21 protein-coding genes are annotated in these 22,210 nt (G+C 60.4%); 18 read left to right on the top strand and 3 right to left on the bottom strand.

Annotation, left to right across the window (positions count from 1 at the left end):
- Position 1 precedes the first annotated feature (1 nt).
- The gene (gene eccB / locus CKALI_RS09825; RefSeq protein ID WP_197079683.1) at positions 2-1,219 is read left to right on the top strand and encodes a type VII secretion protein EccB; all 1,218 of its coding nucleotides are present in this window, start codon (positions 2-4) and stop codon (positions 1,217-1,219) included.
- Here eccB and mycP read toward each other — a convergent pair.
- Both mycP and eccD read right to left on the bottom strand, forming a co-directional pair.
- Entirely contained in the window at positions 1,216-2,283 is a 1,068-nt protein-coding gene (gene mycP / locus CKALI_RS09820; RefSeq protein WP_231580457.1) for a type VII secretion-associated serine protease mycosin, read from the bottom strand. The two genes, eccB and mycP, sit on opposite strands and share 4 nt — an antisense overlap.
- Positions 2,284-2,375: 92 nt before the next feature.
- Positions 2,376-3,707 carry a type VII secretion integral membrane protein EccD gene (eccD, locus tag CKALI_RS09815; RefSeq protein ID WP_197079682.1) on the bottom strand — a complete coding sequence of 444 codons (1,332 nt, stop codon included), beginning with the start codon at positions 3,705-3,707 and terminating at the stop codon, positions 2,376-2,378.
- A gap of 229 nt (positions 3,708-3,936) precedes the next feature.
- On the opposite strand from eccD, the gene eccCa reads away from it, so the two are divergent.
- The 10 genes from eccCa (at position 3,937) to CKALI_RS09765 (ending at position 14,104) form a co-directional block, all read left to right on the top strand.
- Positions 3,937-7,578 carry a type VII secretion protein EccCa gene (gene eccCa / locus CKALI_RS09810; protein WP_156193179.1) on the top strand — a complete coding sequence of 1,214 codons (3,642 nt, stop codon included), beginning with the start codon at positions 3,937-3,939 and terminating at the stop codon, positions 7,576-7,578.
- Positions 7,575-8,444 carry a type VII secretion-associated protein gene (locus tag CKALI_RS09805; protein WP_156193178.1) on the top strand — a complete coding sequence of 290 codons (870 nt, stop codon included), beginning with the start codon at positions 7,575-7,577 and terminating at the stop codon, positions 8,442-8,444. Before eccCa ends, CKALI_RS09805 begins: the two co-directional genes overlap by 4 nt.
- Before the next feature lie 109 nt (positions 8,445-8,553).
- Positions 8,554-8,871, top strand: a complete 318-nt coding sequence (locus CKALI_RS09800) for a WXG100 family type VII secretion target (protein WP_156193177.1) — start codon at positions 8,554-8,556, stop codon at positions 8,869-8,871.
- 16 nt (positions 8,872-8,887) lie between these two features.
- Positions 8,888-9,178: a WXG100 family type VII secretion target gene (locus tag CKALI_RS09795; protein WP_156193176.1), complete on the top strand. Its 291-nt coding sequence runs from the start codon at positions 8,888-8,890 to the stop codon at positions 9,176-9,178.
- Positions 9,179-9,435: 257 nt separating this feature from the next.
- The gene (gene rplM, locus CKALI_RS09790) at positions 9,436-9,879 is read left to right on the top strand and encodes a 50S ribosomal protein L13 (protein ID WP_156193175.1); all 444 of its coding nucleotides are present in this window, start codon (positions 9,436-9,438) and stop codon (positions 9,877-9,879) included.
- Positions 9,879-10,424 (top strand): 30S ribosomal protein S9, encoded by a 546-nt coding sequence (gene rpsI / locus CKALI_RS09785; RefSeq protein ID WP_156193174.1) that lies wholly within the window; start codon positions 9,879-9,881, stop codon positions 10,422-10,424. The genes rplM and rpsI overlap by 1 nt, the downstream gene beginning before the upstream one ends.
- A gap of 221 nt (positions 10,425-10,645) precedes the next feature.
- On the top strand, positions 10,646-11,989 hold the full coding sequence (glmM, locus tag CKALI_RS09780; RefSeq protein ID WP_156193173.1) for a phosphoglucosamine mutase: 1,344 nt from the start codon (positions 10,646-10,648) through the stop codon (positions 11,987-11,989).
- A 92-nt stretch (positions 11,990-12,081) separates the two neighbouring features.
- The gene (locus CKALI_RS09775) at positions 12,082-12,399 is read left to right on the top strand and encodes a hypothetical protein (RefSeq protein ID WP_156193172.1); all 318 of its coding nucleotides are present in this window, start codon (positions 12,082-12,084) and stop codon (positions 12,397-12,399) included.
- Positions 12,400-12,410: 11 nt separating this feature from the next.
- The gene (locus tag CKALI_RS09770; RefSeq protein ID WP_156193171.1) at positions 12,411-13,898 is read left to right on the top strand and encodes a hypothetical protein; all 1,488 of its coding nucleotides are present in this window, start codon (positions 12,411-12,413) and stop codon (positions 13,896-13,898) included.
- Entirely contained in the window at positions 13,895-14,104 is a 210-nt protein-coding gene (locus tag CKALI_RS09765) for a hypothetical protein (RefSeq protein ID WP_156193170.1), read from the top strand. Before CKALI_RS09770 ends, CKALI_RS09765 begins: the two co-directional genes overlap by 4 nt.
- On the opposite strand, the gene CKALI_RS09760 is transcribed toward CKALI_RS09765, so the two are convergent.
- Positions 14,101-14,940 (bottom strand): dienelactone hydrolase family protein, encoded by an 840-nt coding sequence (locus tag CKALI_RS09760; RefSeq protein ID WP_156193169.1) that lies wholly within the window; start codon positions 14,938-14,940, stop codon positions 14,101-14,103. The genes CKALI_RS09765 and CKALI_RS09760 overlap by 4 nt on opposite strands.
- A gap of 124 nt (positions 14,941-15,064) precedes the next feature.
- On the opposite strand from CKALI_RS09760, the gene glmS reads away from it, so the two are divergent.
- The 7 genes from glmS to tsaD all read left to right on the top strand — a co-directional run bounded on the left by glmS (position 15,065) and on the right by tsaD (position 22,166).
- Complete coding sequence (gene glmS, locus CKALI_RS09755) at positions 15,065-16,930, top strand: glutamine--fructose-6-phosphate transaminase (isomerizing) (protein ID WP_156193168.1); 1,866 nt, start codon at positions 15,065-15,067, stop codon at positions 16,928-16,930.
- Between the two features lie 202 nt (positions 16,931-17,132).
- On the top strand, positions 17,133-18,506 hold the full coding sequence (locus tag CKALI_RS09750) for an NAD(P)H-hydrate epimerase (protein WP_156193167.1): 1,374 nt from the start codon (positions 17,133-17,135) through the stop codon (positions 18,504-18,506).
- A complete protein-coding gene (gene alr, locus CKALI_RS09745) occupies positions 18,475-19,560 on the top strand; it encodes an alanine racemase (protein ID WP_156193166.1) in 1,086 nt (361 codons plus the stop codon). Before CKALI_RS09750 ends, alr begins: the two co-directional genes overlap by 32 nt.
- Positions 19,550-20,047, top strand: a complete 498-nt coding sequence (gene tsaE / locus CKALI_RS09740; RefSeq protein WP_156193165.1) for a tRNA (adenosine(37)-N6)-threonylcarbamoyltransferase complex ATPase subunit type 1 TsaE — start codon at positions 19,550-19,552, stop codon at positions 20,045-20,047. The genes alr and tsaE overlap by 11 nt, the downstream gene beginning before the upstream one ends.
- A gap of 24 nt (positions 20,048-20,071) precedes the next feature.
- Positions 20,072-20,707, top strand: a complete 636-nt coding sequence (gene tsaB / locus CKALI_RS09735) for a tRNA (adenosine(37)-N6)-threonylcarbamoyltransferase complex dimerization subunit type 1 TsaB (RefSeq protein WP_156193164.1) — start codon at positions 20,072-20,074, stop codon at positions 20,705-20,707.
- Positions 20,704-21,156: a ribosomal protein S18-alanine N-acetyltransferase gene (gene rimI / locus CKALI_RS09730; RefSeq protein ID WP_156193163.1), complete on the top strand. Its 453-nt coding sequence runs from the start codon at positions 20,704-20,706 to the stop codon at positions 21,154-21,156. Before tsaB ends, rimI begins: the two co-directional genes overlap by 4 nt.
- The gene (gene tsaD / locus CKALI_RS09725; RefSeq protein WP_156193162.1) at positions 21,153-22,166 is read left to right on the top strand and encodes a tRNA (adenosine(37)-N6)-threonylcarbamoyltransferase complex transferase subunit TsaD; all 1,014 of its coding nucleotides are present in this window, start codon (positions 21,153-21,155) and stop codon (positions 22,164-22,166) included. The genes rimI and tsaD overlap by 4 nt, the downstream gene beginning before the upstream one ends.
- Positions 22,167-22,210: the final 44 nt, after the last annotated feature.

Genomic DNA, 22,210 nt, shown 5'->3' with positions numbered 1-22,210 from the left:
CATGAATTCTGTGCTGGCTTCCACCACCAAGGCCCAAGTCAGTGGCCACCAATTCCTCACGAGACGAGTGGAGCACGGCGTCGTGCTCGGCGATGTTCGGATGATTTCCGACCCATTGGGTAGTCGTCGCCGAGCTGTGCTTTTCGGACTCATCGGCACGGCGATCATCGCCGCGGGCTCCGGGGCCCTCGCGATCTTCGCACCAGCCGTGGATCCCGGCGATGCCAGCATCATTCGCACCGAAAGCGGTGCATTGTACGTCCGGGCTAATGACGCTTTGCACCCCGTTGCGAATGAAGCATCAGCACGCCTCGTGGTGGGCGCTCCGGAAGCCGCGACAAAGGCGTCGGCAAGCGTGCTGGGTGGGCAACAACGGGGCACCCCGATCGGTATCGTGGGCGCGCCCGGGATCATCGCTCCGCACCCGCAACCCGAGTTGCAGTGGAGCGCGGTGCACGACGGCGACACCGTCACGGTAGTGGCAGGTACCGCGCCCGCCCCGCTTCTCGACGACCAAGGCCTGCTCGCTCGTGTTGATTCGAGGATGTGGGTCGTTACCAGTGCGGGTAGGGCGGAACTGCCGCCGGAGGACACTCCGCTGGGACGTAGCATGAGGCGGCGACTGAACATCTCGGTGGATACGCCAGTGTGGGAACCTCCGGGGCAATTGCTGTCGGCAGTCAAAGAGCTACCGCCGTATCGCGAAGTGGGCGGCACACTCCTGGAAACAGGCGGCGAGTACTGGTTGCAGCAAGATAGCGGGCTCCTGCCGCTCAGCGAGCTGCAGTTCGACATCGCGCGTGATCTCGGACTTCCTGTGCGATCGGCGGATCCCACGGAACTGCTGCGCTTTCCCGACGCGGTGCGACACGTGGCCGAGCTGCCTCTCGCGCCGGTGGTGTGGCAAGAACCTGCGCGTGTGTGGGTGCTTGGCGATGGCAAGGTAGCGCTCGGCGGCGAGACCCCACCTGGAGTTGCATTGGCCGGTATGGCCACCGCAAGCGCTTTCGCGGGGCCGAGCATTGGAGCGGTGGGCGTAGACACTGGCCATGGTGTGGTCCTCGTGACCGATTATGGGACAACCCACCGGGTGTCAACTCCCATCGATGCTGTGGCGCTCGGAATCGTAGAGCCGAAACCCGCTCCGTGGCCGATCTTGGCACTGCTACCGGAAGGTGCAGAGCTTTCGCGATCGGCAGCGTTGCGGACCCAGGGCTAGCTGAACCGAAGCGTGCGAACGGCTGCCACAAGCAGGGTCAGCGCAGTCGCGCACCCGAGAAAGATGAGGAGCACCTTCATCGACCGTAGTTCCGTGCGAGTGGAGGCCGCTTTCGGGGCCTTCACGGACACCTGTTGCATGACAGGGGCGGAATCCAATTGCATGAGCGCGCTGCCTGGTGCAATCTCGCCCGTCCCTGGGCTAGCAGCAGCCAGCAGTTTGGCTCGAATCTGGGCGGCGGTGTCAGCAGGGTAGCGTTGCTTGAGCTGCGCCGCCATCCCTGAAACCACAGGCGCAGCAAAACTAGTTCCGGTGAAAGGACGCGGTCCTTGCTGCGAGTTCATTGCGGAGGCGAAGCCAACATCGGTAGGACTCAAGCCGGTCAAGACTGAGCCGGGGGCTGAGAGCGGGCGGTTCCTCGTGGGGAGGGAATACTCGGCAAGCGTGTGGGAGTCTGCCGAGGCAGACACAGCGAGCACCGTGGGGGAAGCGGCAGGGTATGACACCGATCCTTCCGGACATGCGGGACCAATATTGCCAGCAGCTGCGACCACCACGACGTTCGCGGCCTCAGCCTTATGCAGCGCCGCGTCCAGCACCGAGGTGTCGGCAGTGCCTGCTAGATGTTCAGGAATACAGGACGCGAGGGAGACATTTATGACGTCGGCACCCCGGTCAACGGCCAGGCTGATCGCCTCCGCAAGCGATCCGATGGTGCCCGCGGTTTCTGAAGAATTTCCCCGGGAACGCAGCACAGAACTCGACTGACGAATCGCGATGATTTCGGCATCTGGTGCAACCCCGATCAGTGAATCACCAAAGTCAGGAGCAGGCCGAGCTGCGATGACACCGGCGACGATCGTTCCGTGCCCATCACAATCGTGCAGTGCGCCAGTGGCACCGCCACCACCAATCAAATCACCACCCGGAATCACTGTGCCAAGACGCGGGTGCTCCGCGACACCCGTATCGATCACAGCAACCTGAACTCCCACACCAGTGGCAAAGCGATGACTCCGCAACAGTTCGGGATCGGGAACTCCCGACGGAGCCGGGGCCAACACCGGAGTGGGGCATTCCTCCGAAACTCCTTGGGCAAAGGCAGGGGCGGGACAGCAAGAAAGCAGACTTAGGCACAAGAACAAGCGGGCGCGCATTAGCCGAGGCCTCGAATGGCGTCGAAAAGCCCGGCGATGTGCGCGGCAAGAGGGAACACCGCGGCGAGAGCGAGGGCCTCCAATCGTTCTAACCAGTGGAACAGCGTGGGAGAGAAGGCGCGCACGCGGTGGGCCCACAGTGGGGCAGAAAGAGCTAGGAGGCCAGATAACAGTGCAACCATGACTCCCCACGTGCCGGCACTCATGGCTACCAGAGCGCCGGAGAAGAGACCCGTCATGGTCCACAGCCACAGTCCCCACATTGCAGGTGCGCTGCGGTGGCGGGCAGCATGCAGGGCGCACGCTGCGCTAGCAGCAAGACAAAACGCAGTGGTGAATCCGGGGCGATCACCGATGGTCGCCAGCGTCATGAGTGCTGCTGCCGCGGATATGCCCGTACCGATGCAGATACCGTCGAGGAGCTCAGTGGCTCGGTGGGCTCGTTCATCGGGACGGTCGATCGTGTGGTCAGAAACTTTGAGATCCTGGCCCGCAGCTGGAAGGGGAGGCACGCTCAGACCAGCGAGCGTCGTGGACAACCGTGGAGCGAACAGCAACACGATAAATGCGGCGATCACCACGACTGCTGCGCCTTCGGATATCGTGCGCACCGCCAGCAAGGAGCACGCCCCGACGGCGATGAGGGAAATACAGCTGGTGGCAGCCGCGAGAACTCTGGTGTGCAGCGCTGCAATCCAGGAAAGGGCAGCCAGGATTCCTGCGCCACCGCTCAAAGCAGCAAGCACAACCCACCCACGTTGAGAGATATCGGAGGGCAATTCAAGACCCACGATCAGCGTCCACACTGTAGCCGTACCGAGCGCGCAACTGCACAGGGCAAGCACGTTTCTGGCGATCACCTCGTTGGGTGCGATCGCGCGCAGCCACACGGTGGTTGCAATCACGGTGGTCAGGAGCAGCAGGAATAGCGCAGCTGGCGGAACGGTCGGCAGCGAAGACCGGGCCGAGAGCAGGGTGAGGCATCCCACGCCGACAGCGCCGGCGACGGCCGCTAGCCCCCGTGCATCGAAGTCAATCGGAAGATCGCTGAGAGCCTCGGCAGCGTCTTTACGCAAGGAGACATCTGACTCTTCCAAGGGGGTACACACGATCACGTCGCCGTGCGAGATACCGGTGTGGAGTAGCGGCAACGCTGGGTCGATCGGTTGTCCCGCTGCGGTCCGGGCTTGCCACGGCACCGAAAGAATCGGCGCTTCTGCTAGTTCGAGGATTTCTGGCATGGCCTCGCCAAAGGAACTACTGGCGGGAATACACACATCCACCGATGTTCGAGCATCTTCAGATCCAGAGACATCAAAGCGCACACTCACTCGAATGGAATGTGAAAGTTGCGTCAAAGTAGCGGTCAACGGTCTACCCCCTGTAAACGTCGAGAAACTTGAGTGCCTCACGCGCCAACCCCCTTGGCACCTGTGAGGCAGCGCAGCCACCGATGGAAAACTGTGACTGCGGACACCGACAGCATGGCCTAAACTTGCACGCGTGTCCACTCAACGCTTCGGGGGAAGCGGGTGGATGAGCTCATGAACAGGGGGAACCATGACTACGGTGTCGCCATCTTTAGACACGCTTAATAACACCGAGGCTGGGGAGATTGTTGTCCAGCCGCTCACGATAGCCGAACGAGAGCCGGCCCCGCCTGCGCCGTCGGGTAGCTTGGCCACGGAGAAAGTGCCGCCGGCGATGAAGCCACAACCGTTGCCGCTGATCCGCATCCTCATGCCGGTGATCATGCTGGTCATGATTGGTGGCATGGTCGCGCTGATGATCACTCGGGGAGGCGCGGCGCATCCCATGCTTCTGATGTTTCCCGTCATGATGCTCCTCAGCATGGCGACTATGTTCGGCAATGCGCCGAGCGAGGACATCGATGACACCCGGCGCGCCTTCGTTCGGCACCTCGGCGCAATTCGCGATACCGCGCTTGCCAATGCCTCGCAGCAGCGAGCTGCGGAGGTGCACAAGCATCCCGACCCGCTGCACCTCGGCAGCTTCGTAGGAAGTCGGCGCATGTGGGAACGGGCTGCCGCTGACCCCGATGCGTTAGAGATTCGGATCGGCCTCGGTGCAACCGCGCTGTGCACGCCGGTGTCCGTAGCGGATTCCGGCGCCCCTGAGGACCTGGACCCCGTGTGTGCGGTGGCGCTGCGACACACAGTTCGGTCAGTGGGCTCGGTTCCTGACATGCCGATCGCGGTACAGCTGCAAGCTTTCCGATACGTCAGTGTAGGTGGCGCCTTTGCAGAAGAGCTGGTGCGAGCCATGATCATGCAACTGGCGTTTCACCACGGCCCGGAATGTGTGGGGTTGAAAGTGCGCGGTGTGGGTTTCGACTGGCTCAAGTGGCTGCCTCACACCCGAGAGATGTCACATTCGCACTTCCGGATCCTCATCGTTGCAGGCGATGGGGTTGAAGATGCCGATCTGTTCGACCCGCAGTGGACGTGCATCATTGGTGTCGGAGTTCATGAACACAGTGAGCTTGGCGCTCTCGCCATCAGCGAAGGTCTCGCCCTCACCGTCAGCGCCGACGAATCGCGAACCCTCACCGTCCACACCGAAGGCGGGCTCGAGGATATTGGCTCTGCCGATTTAGTCACCGAGGCAGTCGCGCTCCAGTGCGCGCGTCCGATGACCGCTTATCGACGCCCCCAGGAAGGCAAACGCCAGACTCTCGATTTCTTGGGGCTACACGGATACGCGGATGTGGCGTCGATAAGCGCGCCGGGGTTGTGGAGGAGCGAACGGTCCCTCAAACAGCAGCTTGTGGTGCCGATTGGCGTGAGTGAGACTGGATCGCCGGTACAGCTGGACATCAAGGAATCGGCGCATGGTGGCGTGGGCCCGCACGGGTTGTGCGTGGGAGCCACGGGATCCGGTAAGTCAGAACTGCTCAAAAGTTTTGTGCTCTCGTTGGCGCTGACGCACTCCCCGGAGGAGCTGAATTTTGTGCTGGTGGACTTCAAGGGTGGCGCGACTTTCCTTGGCCTAGAGGAACTACCGCACACATCGGCGGTGATTACCAACTTGGCGGAGGAAGCGAGCCTGGTCGAGCGCATGCACGATGCGATCAGTGGTGAGCTTAACCGCAGGCAGGAGGTGCTCCGCGCAGCCGGAAGCTTTGCCAATGTGCATGACTATCGCAAGGCTCGGGCGACGACCATGCCTCACCTGCCACCGCTGCCAGCGTTGGTGATTGTGCTCGATGAGTTTTCGGAGCTGCTCGGACAGCACCCTGATTTCGCCGATCTATTTGTGGCGGTGGGCCGCCTTGGTCGTTCCCTGCAAATGCATTTGTTGCTTGCCAGTCAGCGGCTTGAGGAAGGGCGACTCCGCGGCTTGGACTCGCACTTGTCCTATCGCATCGGACTGAAAACCTTTTCGGCCTCAGAATCCAGGCAAGTGCTCGGGGTGGTAGACGCCTACCATCTGCCTGCCCAGCCCGGCGCGGGCTTTCTGAAGTCCGATGCCGCCGATGTCACCCGCTTCCAAGCGAGCTATGTGTCGGGGCCGGTGCCCGTACAAGTCTCCGGCACAGGCACGACTCCGACGGCGGTGCGCTTGTTTACCGGATGGGAGTCAGACGACGAAGACTCTGCAGCCTACGAACTAGACAGTTCGCGCACTGTGTTGGGTGCCGTGAGCGAACTGATTGTGGAAGCTGGCAATCTGGGTAGGCACCGCGCGCACCAGCTGTGGCTGCCGCCGCTGCCAGAGGTCTTGCCACTGGCTGGTGTGGCCGATCAGGTCGGCGAGAATCTGGCGGCAATCGGCGTGGTGGATCGCCCTTACCTGCAGCGACAAGATCCTTTCATCGCCGATCTCAGCGGCGGAGATGGCCATGTGGCCGTTTGTGGCGGTCCGCGTTCTGGAAAAACGACGGCGCTGCGCACGCTTGTCCTCTCGCTCGCCGCCACGCATTCCACGGATAACGTGCGTTTCTACGTTCTCGACCTCAGCGGTACCGAACTTGCCGCGCTAGCCTCGGTGCCACATGTGGCGGGCGTGGCGAACAAGTCACAGCCAGAAAAGGTCCGCCGAATCGTGGACGAGGTGATGGGTCTGGTGGAGCGGCCAGAACACCGCCACACCTACCTGGTGGTTGATGGATGGCACGGGCTCACTGCAGACTTCGATGATGTCTACGACTCGCTCGTTACTATCGCCGCTGATGGCCTCGCTTCCCGCGTCCACCTCGTGCTCAGCACCCCGCGCTGGACCCAAGTGCGCCCTGCCATTCGCGATCTCATGGGTACCCGCATCGAACTGCGACTCGGTGAGCCCATGGACTCGGTCATCAACCGCAAAGCCCAACAAAAGCTCCCCAACAAGCCTGGTCGAGGGCTGAACGCTGACGGAGAATCGATCCTCATCGCTCACTCTTCCAATCAAGACATCGGTCATGTCATCTTGGCCTCTCGAAGCAGCGGCATGGAACCGGTGCCACGTCTTAAAGAGTTGCCAGCCACCTTGTCGCTGGCGAGCGTTGGACCTGGTGAGGGCATCATCTTCGGCATCGGCGGACGGGATTTGGGTCCCCTCGGCTGGGATCCAGACCACTCTCCGCACGTGCTGTGCATCGGCGGCCAAGGGTCAGGTAAGTCGACGTTCCTGCGGACTATTGGTCAGGGCGTCGCAAAGCTCGGGCGCGACCGGGCGCGTCTCGTCATCCTCGACCCGCGCCGCAGCCATCTCGATGTTTTCCCGGAGGAGATGGTCGCAGCCTATGGCGGCACTGCGGATTCGATCGCCACCGCGGTTGTCAACACTGCTACCACGCTCCGAAGTCGATTGCCCGGCCCCGAAGTCACAGCGGCAGAGCTCAAGGCGCGGTCCTGGTGGCAGGGCCCGGAGATCTACGTGCTTATCGACGACACCGACCTCATTACGGATACTGCCCTCCATCCGCTCATCGAGCTCATTCCACACTCCCGCGATATCGGCCTACACATCGTGATTGCCCGCAAGTCCGGTGGCATCGGCCGCGCCCTGTACACACAATTCTTCGCAGCGGTGAAGGACAACTCGCCAAGCGTGCTACTGCTCGATGCTGATGCTGACGAGGGGCGCATCTTCGGGGTGAAGCCGACGCGCCAAATCCCGGGCAGGGGAGTGTGGCAGGTCGCTGGAACGACGATCGGAGCTTGCCATGTAGCGACCTATTACCAGGGGGAGAAGTGAAAGTCATCAAGGTAGAGGTGCTCGATGGCGCCACCATTTTCGACGCAGGCGAACAGATCCACCGGTTTGATCTGCCCTGTTCCGGAATCCTCGCGGGATGGGCGGTAGCGGCGGTTGTCGATCAGATCAAGGTGATGGCCGATGGACAGTGGCCCGAAATCGAAGTGGCTGTTCGCGGTCCAGATCGAGCTGTAGAGGTACTGACAAGGACGCTGCTCAACAAAGGAATCGCGGCATACGATGCCGTGGAAGTTGCGGAGCCGGTGGCGCCAGTGCTGAAACGGCCGACCAAGGGGCGTCGCAAAGCAGCTCTTCCTTCATTGAGCTTGTTTCATGTCGCCATCGCGGCAGTCATCTTTACAGTGCTTGGTTTTAGCTGGTGGGGGATCGAATCCCCGACGGCGCAGGAGCCCGTCGCAGAGCCGGAGGTAGAAACGACGGCTGCGCCAGAACCTGCGACTTTGGTGGTCGTGGAGCATGACCGGGTGCGAATGCAGGTTCCGGCCGGATTCACAATGGCGCCGCGCGAAGAGGGACTGCTGGTAGCCACAGGACGAGACCCGGCGCTGCGCATCGTGGTCGCAGTGGACCCAATTTTTGGGGTGGATGCGGCAGCAATCCGCACGGAAATCGCAGCGATGGTGACCGATGATCCCTTGCTGTCTGATCAACCCAACCGGAATCTTCGGCCTGGGGAACCCACTGTGGAATACCTCGAGGAACCCGGCGACGGCTCCGAAGTGCACTGGGTGGCGTGGGTAGCCAAGGATCACCAGTTCAGTGTGGGGTGCCACACCAAATCCGGGGCATCCCTGTCCCATCGCGCGGCCTGCCGAAAAGCCGTGGAAACGCTCGATTTCAAATAATTCTCGGCAGCAAGTGGAACCTTTTAGGTCACTTTCGGAGTCTAAACATAATGAGGGCACAAATTACTTGGCCCGCACTACACAACACTCATTTTCGGGGAGGGCGACAATGACTCAAATTTTTAGGACTGAAGCCGATGTCATGGTGGCGGCAGCAGGCCGCGTCGACAGCACCAACGCAGAGGTACAGGGCGAACTGACCCGCCTACGCGGTACCGTCGACGGACTGCGTGGCAGCTGGGCTGGTAACGCACAGGTCAGCTTTGATGGACTGATGAACCGCTGGAACACGTCCGCGCGCGACTTGCAGGAGGCGCTGCAGGACATCTCGGACAATATCCGTTCCAACGCCAAGAACTTTGAGGGCATGGAAGCCGAAAACGCTTCCTCCTTCAGCACCATCGAATCTCAGGGCCTCAAGCTCTAAAACATAAGGGGGAAACATGGAATCTGTAATCAAGTACCAATTCGGCGAAATTGAGGCTGCTGCCTCTGATATCAACTCCACTTCCGGTCGCATCAACGCGCTTCTCGACGACTTGAAGGCTCAGCTCCAGCCGATGGTTTCCACCTGGGAAGGTGAAGCTGCTGCGGCTTACGGTGAGGCACAGACCAAGTGGGACAAGGCCGCCGCGGAACTCAACACTATTTTGGCGACGATTTCCAAGACCGTGCGTGAGGGCAACGACCGCATGGGTGACATCAACCGCATGGCCGCAGCAAGCTGGGGCTAAAGAACTACATTTGTAAACAACTCGGGGTCTGTTAATCGCGCAAGTTTCCCTCCAAGGATGCTCGTTGTGGAAGGCGAGCAGGAGGTGAAACCTGCGCGATTTTTATTTTTAGGGGGCGGTGCCTTAGGCTTGGATCTCTGTGTGTGTCGCCCATTATTGGGCAATGCTGATTCGGGTCTCCACCGGCCGCCGAACTTTTGAGTGTTTGGCACACGCGATTTGGCTGGCAGTTCTAGACAGACTTATAAGGAGTCATTTTGTCTACTTTTCACCCTAAGAGCGGTGACATTACCCGTAAGTGGTACGTCATCGATGCCACTGACGTGGTTCTGGGTCGCTTGGCAGTAACCGCTGCTGACCTGCTCCGCGGCAAGGGCAAGCCAACCTTTGCCCCAAACGTTGACTGTGGCGACCACGTAATCGTGATCAACGCTGACAAGGTTCACATCTCTGCTAACAAGCGCAACACCGAGTTCCGCTACCGTCACTCTGGGTACCCAGGTGGCCTTACGACTCTTTCCCTGGGTCGCTCCATGGAACTGCACCCAGAGCGCGTTGTCTTCGAGGCAATCGAGGGCATGATGCCGCACAACAAGCTGACTCGCGCATCCGTGAAGAAGCTGCACGTGTTCCCTGGCGCTGAGCACCCATACGCTGCTCAGAAGCCTGAGACCTTCGAGATCAAGCAGGTGGCACAGTAATGACTGAACAGAACGTAACCGAGAACCAGGATCTTCAGGCTGACGCTGCAGACATCGCTGCTGCAACCGCTGCTACCGAAGAGTTCACCAACACCATTGGCGACATCGTTGCTCCTGAGGCAACCGAAGAGGCTGCTGAAGTTGCTCCGATCGTCATGGATGGCCCAATCCAGACCGTTGGTCGTCGTAAGCGCGCCATCGTTCGCGTTCGCATGGTGCCAGGCACCGGCGAGTTCAAGTGCAACGGCCGTTCCCTGGAAGATTACTTCCCGAACAAGCTGCACCAGCAGCTGATCAAGGCTCCTTTGGTCCTGATCGACCGCGAAGGTCAGTTCGACATCGTCGCTAACCTCACCGGTGGCGGCCCAACCGGCCAGGCAGGCGCAATGCGTCTGGCTATCGCCCGTGCGCTCAACGCGTACAACCCTGCTGACCGCGCAGCCCTGAAGAAGGCTGGCTTCCTTACCCGTGACGCTCGTGCTGTCGAACGTAAGAAGGCTGGTCTGCACAAGGCACGTCGTGCACCTCAGTACTCCAAGCGTTAATCTTCGCTTGTTTGGCCTTGGCCGCTTCTGCTTCTGGCAGGGGCGGCTTTCGCCGTTTCTGAGGTGTTTGTGAATGTAATTCACTATTGAAAATAGAAATTCATATCGGCTTTCCCAAGAACTCTAAAACCCACCCGAATTGATAGCAACAAACAAATTAAAGGTGTCACATCGGGGTTCTTCCAGTATTTTCTAAACAACGCCGTGTCATAATGAAATTTATGACTCGACTATTTGGCACTGATGGCGTGCGCGGACTCGCCAATGAAACTCTGACCGTGAACCTGGCGCTACGCCTGGGGCAAGCTGCAGCGGAAGTTCTGACGCGAGAGAACCGGACCTCCAAGCGACGCCCAACTGCAGTGGTCGGACGTGACCCACGAGTCTCTGGTGAGATGCTCGCCGCTGCGCTGGCTGCTGGCATGGCGTCCCGTGGCGTCGACGTGCTGCGTGTCGGCGTGCTGCCAACCCCGGCTGTTGCATACCTGACTGATGATTATGGTGCTGACATGGGCGTCATGATCTCTGCCAGCCACAACCCAATGCCGGACAACGGCATCAAGTTCTTCGCTGCCGGTGGGCACAAGCTCGCCGATGAGGTGGAGGACGAAATCGAGAGCTACATGAACTCGATGGTCGATCAGGGTCCAACTGGCCATGGTGTTGGTCGCGTGATCGAAGAAGCTCCAGATGCGCAGGAACGCTACCTAGGCCACCTCGGTCAGGCCGTCAAGGCGGACCTGTCGGGTATCAAGGTTGTCGTGGACTGTGCCAACGGCGCTGCCTCCGAAGTTGCGCCACTGGCTTATGCTGCAGCTGGTGCTGAAGTCGTGGCTATTCACAACGAGCCAAATGCCTATAACATCAACGAGGATTGTGGCTCCACCCACATCGAGCAGATCCAGAAGGCCGTCGTGAAGCATGGTGCTGACATCGGCCTTTCCCACGATGGCGACGCCGACCGCTGTCTGGCTGTCGATGCCGAGGGCAACGTGGTTGATGGAGATCAGATCATGGCCATCCTTGCGATCGCGATGAAGGACAACAATTCCTTGCGCAAGAACACGCTGGTTGCCACTGTCATGTCCAATCTCGGACTGATGCTGGCGATGAAGGAGGCTGGCATCGAGGTCAAGACCACCAAGGTGGGCGACCGTTATGTTCTTGAAGAGCTGCGCAACTCTGACCTCGCGCTCGGCGGCGAACAGTCCGGTCACATCGTCATCCCTGATTACGGGACGACCGGAGACGGAACGCTGACCGGCTTGGCACTGATGGCTCGCATGGCAGAGACGAAGCTGTCGCTGAAGATCCTCGCTGAGGCGATGAAGGTGCTGCCTCAGAAGCTCATCAACGTGCCTGTGACGGACAAAACCATCATCATGGGGGATCCGCGCGTACTTGCAGCAATCGAAGCTGCAGAAGACGAGCTAGGCGAGACCGGTCGCGTTCTGCTGCGGGCCTCCGGAACCGAGGAAATCTTCCGCGTTATGGTCGAGGCAGCTGATGCCGACACCGCCGTGAGAATCGCAGGTCAGCTCGCTGCCGTTGTAGCCGCTGTGTAAATTTTCGACCAAAAGGGAACCTTTTGCCCCCTTTGGACAGTCAAAACTAGTGAAGGGGTTTTCACTTTTTGACTATCCAAGGGGGAATTTTTGTGTTCAATTTAGCTATTGACACCGCGCTGAGCAGGGGGCTGTTGCGCGAGCTTGTCGACGACACTGAAGCCGAAATCGACAAGCACCAGCAGGCCATACCGGGTTATACGGCGACCGCCGCAGGTCGGGACTTCGGCGATCATGGCGTCGCACTCGACCGCATCTTCACCGCGTTGCATGCCCGAAATTTGGAACTAATGCGACGCACCGCGGCCGTCGGAACCGCAGCTCACACCGAGGTGACGACCGTAGCAGATGCAGACGGCACGTCCTCGCGTGAGCTTGGCTCGGTTTCTGGATTGATTGCGGGGCGCTAGCGATGGGCAAAATGAAAGGTGGAAAGGGCAAAGGCAAAGGTAAGGGTGGCAAGGGGACTGAGTCGGCCAAGAACCTGTACGACGAGGCCGTTGAGGCGCTGAGGAATGCCGCGGGAGGCGATTGGAACGGCCCAGCGCACCCTCCCGAGCGGATCCACGATGCACTCGACAGCACCAAGGGCATCGACACCGACGCTTTGCGTGATAAGACCCGCGACATTGCCAACGGTGGGCGTCCCGAGGGCATGAAGTCAAAGGATATTCTGCGTAAAATTTCCCTCGCACTCGCTGGATTGGTGGGCGGTCTTGTTGCCGAAACGGTGCTTGAAAAGGCCTACGAGTGGTGGCGTAGCGACCGTGATTCCCAGGAGTTCGGCTCCGAGGTTACTGAGGGCGCCGACAAAATCGATGAAGCAGAAGATTCCACCTGTGCGATCGCAGAGAACCTGTGCTCTTCAACAAACTCCCAGGTCAAGCAGCTGTGTTTGTTGCTTGGGCTCATTGACAAAAGCGAAAACCCTGACCAGTACCGTGACGTCCTCTGTGCGGCAGATTCCCTGGTCAATGAGTGTGGCAACGCCGTGATCGGACTGGCGCAGGATCGCGATCGCTGCCTCTCGGACATCTACAACGCAATCATCCAGCGGGGTGCCGAGATCTGCGGCGAAAAGGTTTCCGACATTCCGGCAGCCTGCGATGCCCCAACCGCCCCGGCTGGCGTATCGACGCCACCAGCAGCCTCACCTGCCACGCCACCGGCGACACCTTGTGCCTCTGAGCCCGCTTCAGCGGCTCCAGTTGTTCCTGCTTCCGCTCCTCCGGCGCCTATCAAGTCCGTGCTCGAGCCTGCTTCAGCATGCGACAAACCTGAACCGGTGAAAACAGTTCCTGCTGCTGCGACGCCACCCGAGGCAAAACAACCAGACCTGAAACTACCCGGAGTTAAACAACCGGAGGTTGAGCTACCCGAGCGCCAAGCGCCATGTCCAGAGCCAGAACACAAATGCGAGACATCAGCTCAAGATGTGGAACCGACAAAGGTTGAACCCGCGGAGTCTGAGTGCGTGGAAGAAGCTCCCAAACCAGAGTGCCCGGAATCTGGTGGTAGCTCTATCGCAAGCGTTCTCGGGATCGGCATCGCGATTGCGGTCATCGGAGCATTAGTGATGGCCGCTGAGGAGTTCCTGTCGGCACCGCCAGAACCACCAGTTCCGGAACCTGCGCCAAATCCTGTGCCTGAACCGGAACCCGCGGCAGCAGAACCGCCTCCGCCGCCGAAACAGAACGTGCCTGAACCGCCTCCGCCGCCGAAACAGAACGTGCCTGAACCGCCTCCGCCGCCGAAACAGAACGTGCCTGAACCGCCTCCGCCACCAAAGCAGAACGTGCCTGAGCCACCTCCGGCTCCAGCCCCAGAACCAGCCCCAATTCCGGAGCCAGCACATCCAGAAAAGGAGCTGGTAGGAAGTGGGATCGCTAGGAAAGCGGGTGCCTGGTGAAGCCTGACTTTGACACGGTGATGGAACGCTTCAGGCAGCGAGCTCAGCAGCGCGTTGAAGCGTTTGAGGCTGAGCTTGCGCAGTCCCGCGTGGTGGCGGAGAAAGCGCAAGAATGGGCGTCGAAAAGCAAAGCACCGCAGCGACCAAACGTGCGTAGACGCAGGTCGACGGCGGTGCAGGGGGTGCTGAGAAGTCCGCGCAGTTAGAGTGCGGTGTGCTCGACGTCGCCGAGGCGAAGACGAACGCCGGTGGCATCGAAACTGGTGACCTTTCTTGCGGTTGCAGTTGAATCGGAGAAGGCTTCGTACTTGTTCTGGCCGTCGACACGGTGCAGGAGGAAACCGGTGAGCAGACCACGGGTGAGCTCTTGGATCGCGGTTTGTGGGCGGCCCATGCCCATGGCGACTCGGGAAAGGGAGAGCTCGGCGAAACCGGCTTGGGTGGCACCGTCGATCTCTCGGTATGCGCAGGCCCCGGCCCAGTTCGCAGCGACCTTCACCGGGTTACCGGTGTTGACAAAGTCGCGCTCAGATTCGCCCAAGACGAAGCCAGGGGTGGTGACAGCCTGGGCAGCAGTCTCGCAAGACGGGGAAGTGAGAGCGGGGTACAGGGCAGCGACAGCTTTCAGGTGTTCACGACCTGCGGCTGCGAGCACTGCGCACCCGGCGCCCATGCCATGTCCTACCAGGCCTATTTTTCCTGGGGCGACAGTCACGCTGCCGGTGCCTAGCTTTACTCCCGTGAGGATTTGAATCGCAGTTTCCAGATCTGCGGCAAAACCGCGGTGATTAGGCAGGAAACCGGTTTCCGTATTAGGTGCAGCGACAACGATGCCCCAGGAGGCCAGGTGGCGCACGGTCGCGTGGTAGCGCTTGATGTCGGTCATCCAGTCGTGCCCGAAGGCTACGGCTGGGAGGCCATTGCCCTCAGCAGGGGTGTAAATCTTGCCTGGCAGACCTGCGTATTCGAGGTCACCGACGAGGACGCGGTGCGGGCCGCGCTTGGACAATTTACTCAGATGCTTATTTAGATTCTCAGCCACAGTTCACCAGGATAGTGGAAAGCAGACTGCCAGAAGGGGTTCGGTGAGCCAAGTGAATCACCTTCAAGAAAAAGTTGGAGTTCCGATAGCGAATATCAAGGCTTTTGCAATTAGAATGTTCGCCATGTGTGGAATCGTTGGATATGTAGGTAAGCAGCAAGGCCTGAACGTTGCTGTCGAGGCACTTCGTCGCATGGAATACCGAGGATACGATTCCTCCGGTGTTGCTGTTGCGAATGGTGAAGGTGCCATCAACGTCGTCAAGCGCGCGGGCAAACTTGCGAACTTGGAAGACCGCATCGTCGAAGTTGGCACGGATTCGCTAGTCGGAACCACCGCCATCGGGCACACCCGCTGGGCCACCCACGGCCGTCCAACGGATCAAAACGCGCACCCGCACGTTTCTTTCGACGGCAAGGTCGCGATCGTTCACAATGGCATCATCGAGAACTTCGCTCCACTACGCGCTGAACTGGAAAAGCAGGGCATCGAGCTCAAGTCCGAAACTGACTCTGAGGTTGCCACCCACCTGCTCGCGCTCGCGTACAACGAGGGCGACACCGCTGGCGACTTCAAAGCTTCGGCAATGAAGGTGCTCAATCGCCTGGAAGGGGCCTTCACGCTCCTGTTCACCCACGCCGATCACGCAGACACCGTCATTGCTGCTCGTCGCTCCACCCCGCTGATCGTGGGCGTGGGCGAGGGGGAGATGTTCCTCGGTTCCGACGTTGCCGCGTTCATCGAGCACACCAAGGAAGCCATCGAGCTGGGGCAGGACAGCGTTGTAATCATCACCGCTGACTCCCACGAAATCATGAATTTCGACGGCACCCCGGCCGAAGGCAAGCAGTTCACCATTGACTGGGATCTCGCAGCTGCGGAAAAGGGTGGCTACGACTCCTTCATGATGAAGGAAATCTTCGAGCAGCCAGACGCAGTTCGCGACACCCTGGTCGGCCACTTCGTTGACGGCAAGATCGTCCTGGATGAGGACAACATCTCTGAGCAGGAACTCAAGTCCATCAACAAGGTGTTCGTCGTCGCCTGTGGCTCCGCTTACCACTCCGGCCTGCTGGCCAAGTACGCCATCGAACACTGGGTACGCATCCCGGTTGAAATCGAGGTCGCTTCCGAATTCCGCTACCGCGACCCAGTGCTGGATTCCAACACCCTCGTCGTAGCCGTCTCCCAGTCCGGCGAAACCGCCGACACCCTGGAGGCCGTCCGCCACGCCAAGACCCAGGGCGCTAAGGTCCTGGCAGTGTGTAACACCAACGGCTCCCAGATTCCACGCGAGTCTGACGCTGTGCTGTACACGCATGCCGGCCCAGAAATCGGCGTTGCCTCCACCAAGGCGTTCCTGGCACAGGTGGCCGCGAACTACATCGTTGGTCTTGCCTTGGCTCAGGCTAAGGGCACCAAGTACCCGGATGAGATCAAGGAGATCTGGGAGAACCTTGAGGCTATCCCGGCCAAGATCTCCGAGGTTCTGCAGTGCGAAGACCAGGTTATGGAAATTGCCCGTGTGCTTGGCGCCATCAAGACCATGCTGTTCCTCGGGCGCGGTGTCGGCTTCCCGGTGGCGCTCGAAGGCGCACTGAAGCTGAAGGAATTGGCCTACATCCACGCTGAGGGCTTCGCTGCCGGCGAGCTCAAGCACGGTCCAATCGCCCTCATCGAGGACGATTTGCCAGTGGTGGTCGTTGTTCCTTCCCCACGTGGCGTGAAGGTTTTGCACTCCAAGATTGTCTCCAACATCCAGGAGATCCGTGCGCGTGGTGCCAAGACCATCGTTATCGCTGAAGAAGGCGACGATGCAGTTGAGCCATTCGCAAACTGGCTGATCCGCATCCCGCAGTCTTCCACGATCATGCAGCCACTGCTGGCCACCGTGCCACTGCAGTTCCTGGCAGCTGAGATTGCTCGCCAGTGCGGCAACGAGGACATCGACAAGCCACGTAACCTGGCAAAGTCCGTCACCGTGGAATAAGGCGCTTAACGACGCCACTCGTGACCCGCAGCAACCACCCGACAAGCATGCTTGGCGGGTGGTTTTGGCATGAGAACCATGAGGTAAGAATGCGCTCCAAAATGATTAGCCACCTGGCAAAGCGGACATCGGAGTGGTGTAGATGAATGGCAAGGTCTGGATTTACGTCCTCACCGGCTTATAAGCGACTAAATTTGGTCGTATGAGACACACCCCGCTGTTTACCCCAGAGCAGATCCGCGAAGCAGAGGCTCCGCTACTGGCGGAACTCGGCGAAGGTCTCATGCGACGGGCTGCGTTTGCAGTGGCCGTAGAGACGGCCAAGATTCTAAATGGGCGAAAGGTTCTGGTTCTCGCGGGCTCCGGCAACAACGGCGGCGACGCACTCTATGCTGCCGCTGAGCTGGAAAAGCGCGGCGCAACAATCGAAGTGTGGCAGCTCGCAGACCGCATTCCTCCCGCGATCAATGCCATCAAATACCCGCGGATGGTCACGAGCGTTGGCAATCCGGACGTGATCATCGATGGGATCGTCGGCATCGGCGCGCGCGGCCCGCTCCGAGGGGCCGCGGAAGATGCTGCTAACCAGTCGGACGGTTTTCCCGTCGTGGCCGTCGACATACCAAGCGGTGTGGATCCGATGACAGGTGTGGCGGAAGGGGCGTCGATAAGCGCCCAGGTCACGGTCACTTTCGGTGGTCTCAAGCCCGCGCACATCCTGGGGTGGGAGCATTGCGGTCGTGTCGTGCTCAAGGATATCGGCATCACGATGGGGGAGCCGTGGGGATACTCGGCGGGCATCGAAAAATGGCCGATTCCAGGGCCTCGCGATCACAAGTACACCCTTGGAGTGCTTGGCATTCACGCAGGTAGCGAGCAGTATCCGGGCGCCGCAGTGCTCTGCGCGCAGGCGGCAGTGCGAGCCAGTTCCTCGATGGTTCGCTACGTCGGGCCATGCGGGGCGCAGGTGCTCGCGACTCAGCCGGAGGTTGTGGTTGGGGGCGAGCTTGCCGACGCCACAGCCTGGCTCACCGGTCCAGGTGTCGGTACCCAGGACCCCATGTTGGCAGAGCTCATCAACTGCAATAAACCGCTGGTCATTGATGCCGACGCGCTTACCCAGTTAGCGGCAAGCCCGGATGTGCAGAAGCAGCTATCCGGCAGGGCTGCCTTCACCGTCCTCACCCCGCACGACGGGGAATTCGCGCGTCTGTACGGAAAGAAGCCGGAAGATCGGGTCACAGACGCCCAGAAACTGGCGCGCAAGCACAATGCCGTAGTTGTGCTGAAGGGCCGGGTCACCGTGATCACAGATGGCGAGGAGATCTACCTCGTCGAGGCAGGTTCCTCGTGGGCGGCCACTCCGGGGTCGGGGGATGTGCTCGCTGGAATCATTGGGAAGGCGGTGGCTTGGGAGGCGTCGATAAGTATGGTGGCCTCGGCGGTGCGCCTGCACGCCCTCGCAGCTGGCTCGACGGGCGGGCCGATGCTCGCGGGTGACATAGCGAGAGCGATCCCAGGGGTAGTGACTACGATGGTGAACCATGGATTTGCTCACCACACGCATCGACCTTGACGCCATCGCACACAACATACGACTAATCAAGCAAAAGGTGGCGCCCGCGCAGGTCATGGCGGTGGTGAAGGCCGATGCCTACAACCACGGAGCGGTGGAAGTAGCCCGCGTGTTGGCCGACAACGGCGCAGATCAGTTCGGTGTGGCCACGCTTGCTGAGGCGCTCGAATTAAGGCAGGGTGGCATCACTCAGCCGATTCTTACGTGGATCTGGTCCCCGGAGCAAGATATCGCTGCTGTGGTCAAGCAGGGCATTTCCCTCGGCGTGCCGAGCATGGAGCACGCGCGCGCTGTCGCAGAACTAGATTGTGAAGTGACCATCAAAGTGGACACCGGCCTCAACCGCTCCGGTGTGCCGGAGTCGCAGTGGCGTGAAGTATTCGAGCTGCTACGCGATGCCCGTGCAACCGTGACCGGCCTGTTCAGCCACTTAGCGAGTGCAGACGAGCCTGAATCGCCGATGACCGACCTTCAAGCCAAGACCTTCGAACGGGCCATCGAGCTGGCACGCGAATGTGGCCTCGAGATCCCTGTCAACCACCTTGCCAATTCCCCAGCCACACTGAACCGGCCGGACCTGGTGCACCAGATGGTTCGACCTGGTCTCATCCTCTATGGCTGTGAGCCGATCCCTGGCTTGGACCACGGGTTGGCGCCCGCCATGACCTGGGCCGGCCGCGTGACCGTTAGTAAAACCATCAAACAGGGCGAAGGCACCTCCTACAACCACACCTGGCACGCGCCTCAGGACGGCAACTACTGTGTGGTCCCCGTTGGCTATGCGGATGGCCTGCCGCGTATTGCCCAAGGCCACCTGGAAGTCAGCATCGGCGGCAAACGCTATCCGCAGGTCGGACGCGTATGCATGGATCAAATCGTCATCTGGTTAGGTGACGACACCGTCGCGCCGGGCAGCGAGGCCATCATCTTCGGCGACGGCGGCATGTCTGCCACCGAGCTTGCCGACGCCATCGGCACCATCAACTACGAGGTTATCTGCATGCCTAAGGGCCGCACTGTCCGCCAGTACGTGGGAGGTCGCAATGAAGCCTAGTTTCCCTTCCACCGGGTCGGAGCGCTTTGAGACCCCGGCCGAGACCCAAGCGTGGGGCGAGCAGCTCGGCCAGGCACTAGAACCCGGCGACGTCGTGATCCTGGACGGCCCGCTCGGCGCTGGCAAAACCACACTCACCCAGGGCATCGCCCGGGGCATGCAGGTCAAGGGACGAGTGACCTCCCCGACGTTCGTCATTGCGCGGGAACATCGCTCGCTGATTGGCGGTCCGGAATTAGTACACGTGGATGCTTATCGCCTGCTCGATTCCGGTGTTGATCCGTCCGGCGCATTGGACTCCCTCGACCTGGATACCGACCTGCTGGATGCCGTTGTGATCGCCGAATGGGGTGGGGGACTGGTCGAGCAGATCGCTGATGAGTACTTGTTCATCTCCCTCGATCGGACCACTGCTTTCGAAGCCGATCCAGAGTCGGAAGCACGGATTGTGAGCTGGGAGCGAAGGGCTGGGGTTTCAACCCAGTAGGTTGCCGGGGCTACGATGGAGCCCGTGCTAGTGCTTGCAATTGATACCTCTACCGCCACCGTCGTGTCCGGCGTGGTCGCTGACGGCCGAACGATCGGCGAAACAATCCTGCCCGACTGCCGCGATCATAACGAGCAACTTGTCGTTGCCACCCAACGCGCCCTTGAGCAGGCTGGCAAGACTTTCCAAGATGTGGACGCTGTTGTCGTGGGAGCGGGACCTGGTCCGTTCACCGGCCTGCGCGTAGGAATGGCTACCGGCGCTGCGTTTGCTGATGCTCTGGGAATTCCGGTGTACGGCGTGTGCTCGCTGGATGCCATAGCTGCGCAAATTCCGGGCACCGCGCTCGTGACGAGTGACGCGCGCAGACGCGAGGTCTATTGGGCCACCTACCAGGACGGCGTGCGCACCAGCGAACCCGAGGTCAACGCCTACGCAGATGTGAATACTGAGGGCTTTGATGCAGTGAATGTCCCGCAGAACCTGCAGGACAAGATTGCGGGCACTCATGATCTCTACCCAACCCCGGCAGCGCTCGTCTCGTTGGTGGATTTTGCAGTGGAACCGACGAAGCTTACCCCGCTCTATCTGCGCCGCCCTGATGCCAAAGAGCCAGCTGCGCGGCCAAAGAGCCCTGCGATCCCGGACGTTGCTCTGTGATCAGACGTTTGGAGCCGAAGGATGCTGCCCGCTGCGCAGAACTGGAGCAGCTGCTATTTCCTGGTGATGACCCGTGGCCGGAAACTGCCTTCCATCATGAGTTCGCTCAACCGAATAACCACTACATCGGATTCGAGCGGGACGGTATTTTGGTGGCCTATGCTGGCCTGTCGTTGCTCGGGCCCCTTGCCGACCCAGAATTTGAGATCCACACAATTGGCGTGGATCCGGCGCACCAGGGCGGCGGCATCGCCTCTCAGCTCATGGATCAACTGACGGCCATAGCGGATGACTACAAGGGCCCCATCTTTCTCGAAGTCCGCACTGATAACACCCCGGCGATCAAGATGTATGAAAAGTATGGTTTTGAGCAGATGGGGATCCGCAAGAACTACTACCAACCCTCAGGCGCTGATGCCTATACCATGCGACGGGAGCCACAGCAATGATCATCCTCGGTATTGAATCCTCCTGCGATGAGACCGGCGTCGGCATCATCAAGCTGGAAAACGGCAAGATGGAAATCCTCGCTGACCAGGTCGCATCCTCGATGGAACAGCACGCGCGCTTCGGTGGCGTGGTCCCCGAAATTGCCTCCCGAGCTCACCTCGAAGCAATGCAGCCGGTGATGCGCGCCGCGCTCGCAGAGGCGGGCGTCGAGAAGCCAGATGCGGTCGCCGCCACAGTGGGCCCTGGCCTGGCAGGTGCGCTGCTGGTCGGTGCCAGTGCAGCGAAGGCTTATGCGGCGGCATGGGGCGTGCCCTTTTACGGTGTCAATCACCTTGGTGGGCACGTGGCCGTGGCGAACCTGGAGGGCGAACCGCTGCCGCACGCCATCGCGTTGCTCGTCTCCGGCGGGCACACCCAAATTTTGGAGGTCACCAGCGTCGGCGCCCCGATGAAGGAGCTGGGGGCAACGCTTGACGACGCCGTCGGTGAAGCCTACGACAAGGTGGCGCGCCTGCTCGGCTTGGGATATCCGGGCGGTCCGGTGATCGATAAGTTGGCAGCTCGCGGTGAGGCCAACATCAAGTTTCCGCGCGCGATCCCGAATTCGCTGGACTTTTCCTTTTCGGGTGTCAAGACTGCGGTTGCTCGCTATGTCGAGGCGGCTGAGAAGGCGGGGGAGCAGATCGTGGTGGAGGACGTGTGTGCGTCTTTCCAGGAGGCCGGTTGTGATTCCTTGACTAAGAAGGCAGTGCAGGCCTGCAAAGACACCGGCGCAACAGTACTGCTGCTCGGAGGTGGCGTGGCAGCCAATTCCCGGCTGCGGTCGCTGGCAGAGCGGCGGTGTGCATCGGCAGGCATTGAGCTGCGTGTGCCACGGTTCAAGTTGTGTACAGACAACGGTGTCATGATTGCTGCATTAGCGGCACAGCGGATTTACGAGGGGGCAGCGCCCTCCTCGCTGTTGGTGGGTTGTGATCCATCGTTGGAAGTGGAAATCCCGCAAGTATAAATGAATATTTGCTTAACCGAAGGAAAACATTGAATTAACCCATG

Source organism: Corynebacterium kalinowskii (assembly GCF_009734385.1).
Lineage (GTDB): Bacteria > Actinomycetota > Actinomycetes > Mycobacteriales > Mycobacteriaceae > Corynebacterium > Corynebacterium kalinowskii.
This window is presented reverse-complemented; position numbering and strand designations above follow the sequence as displayed.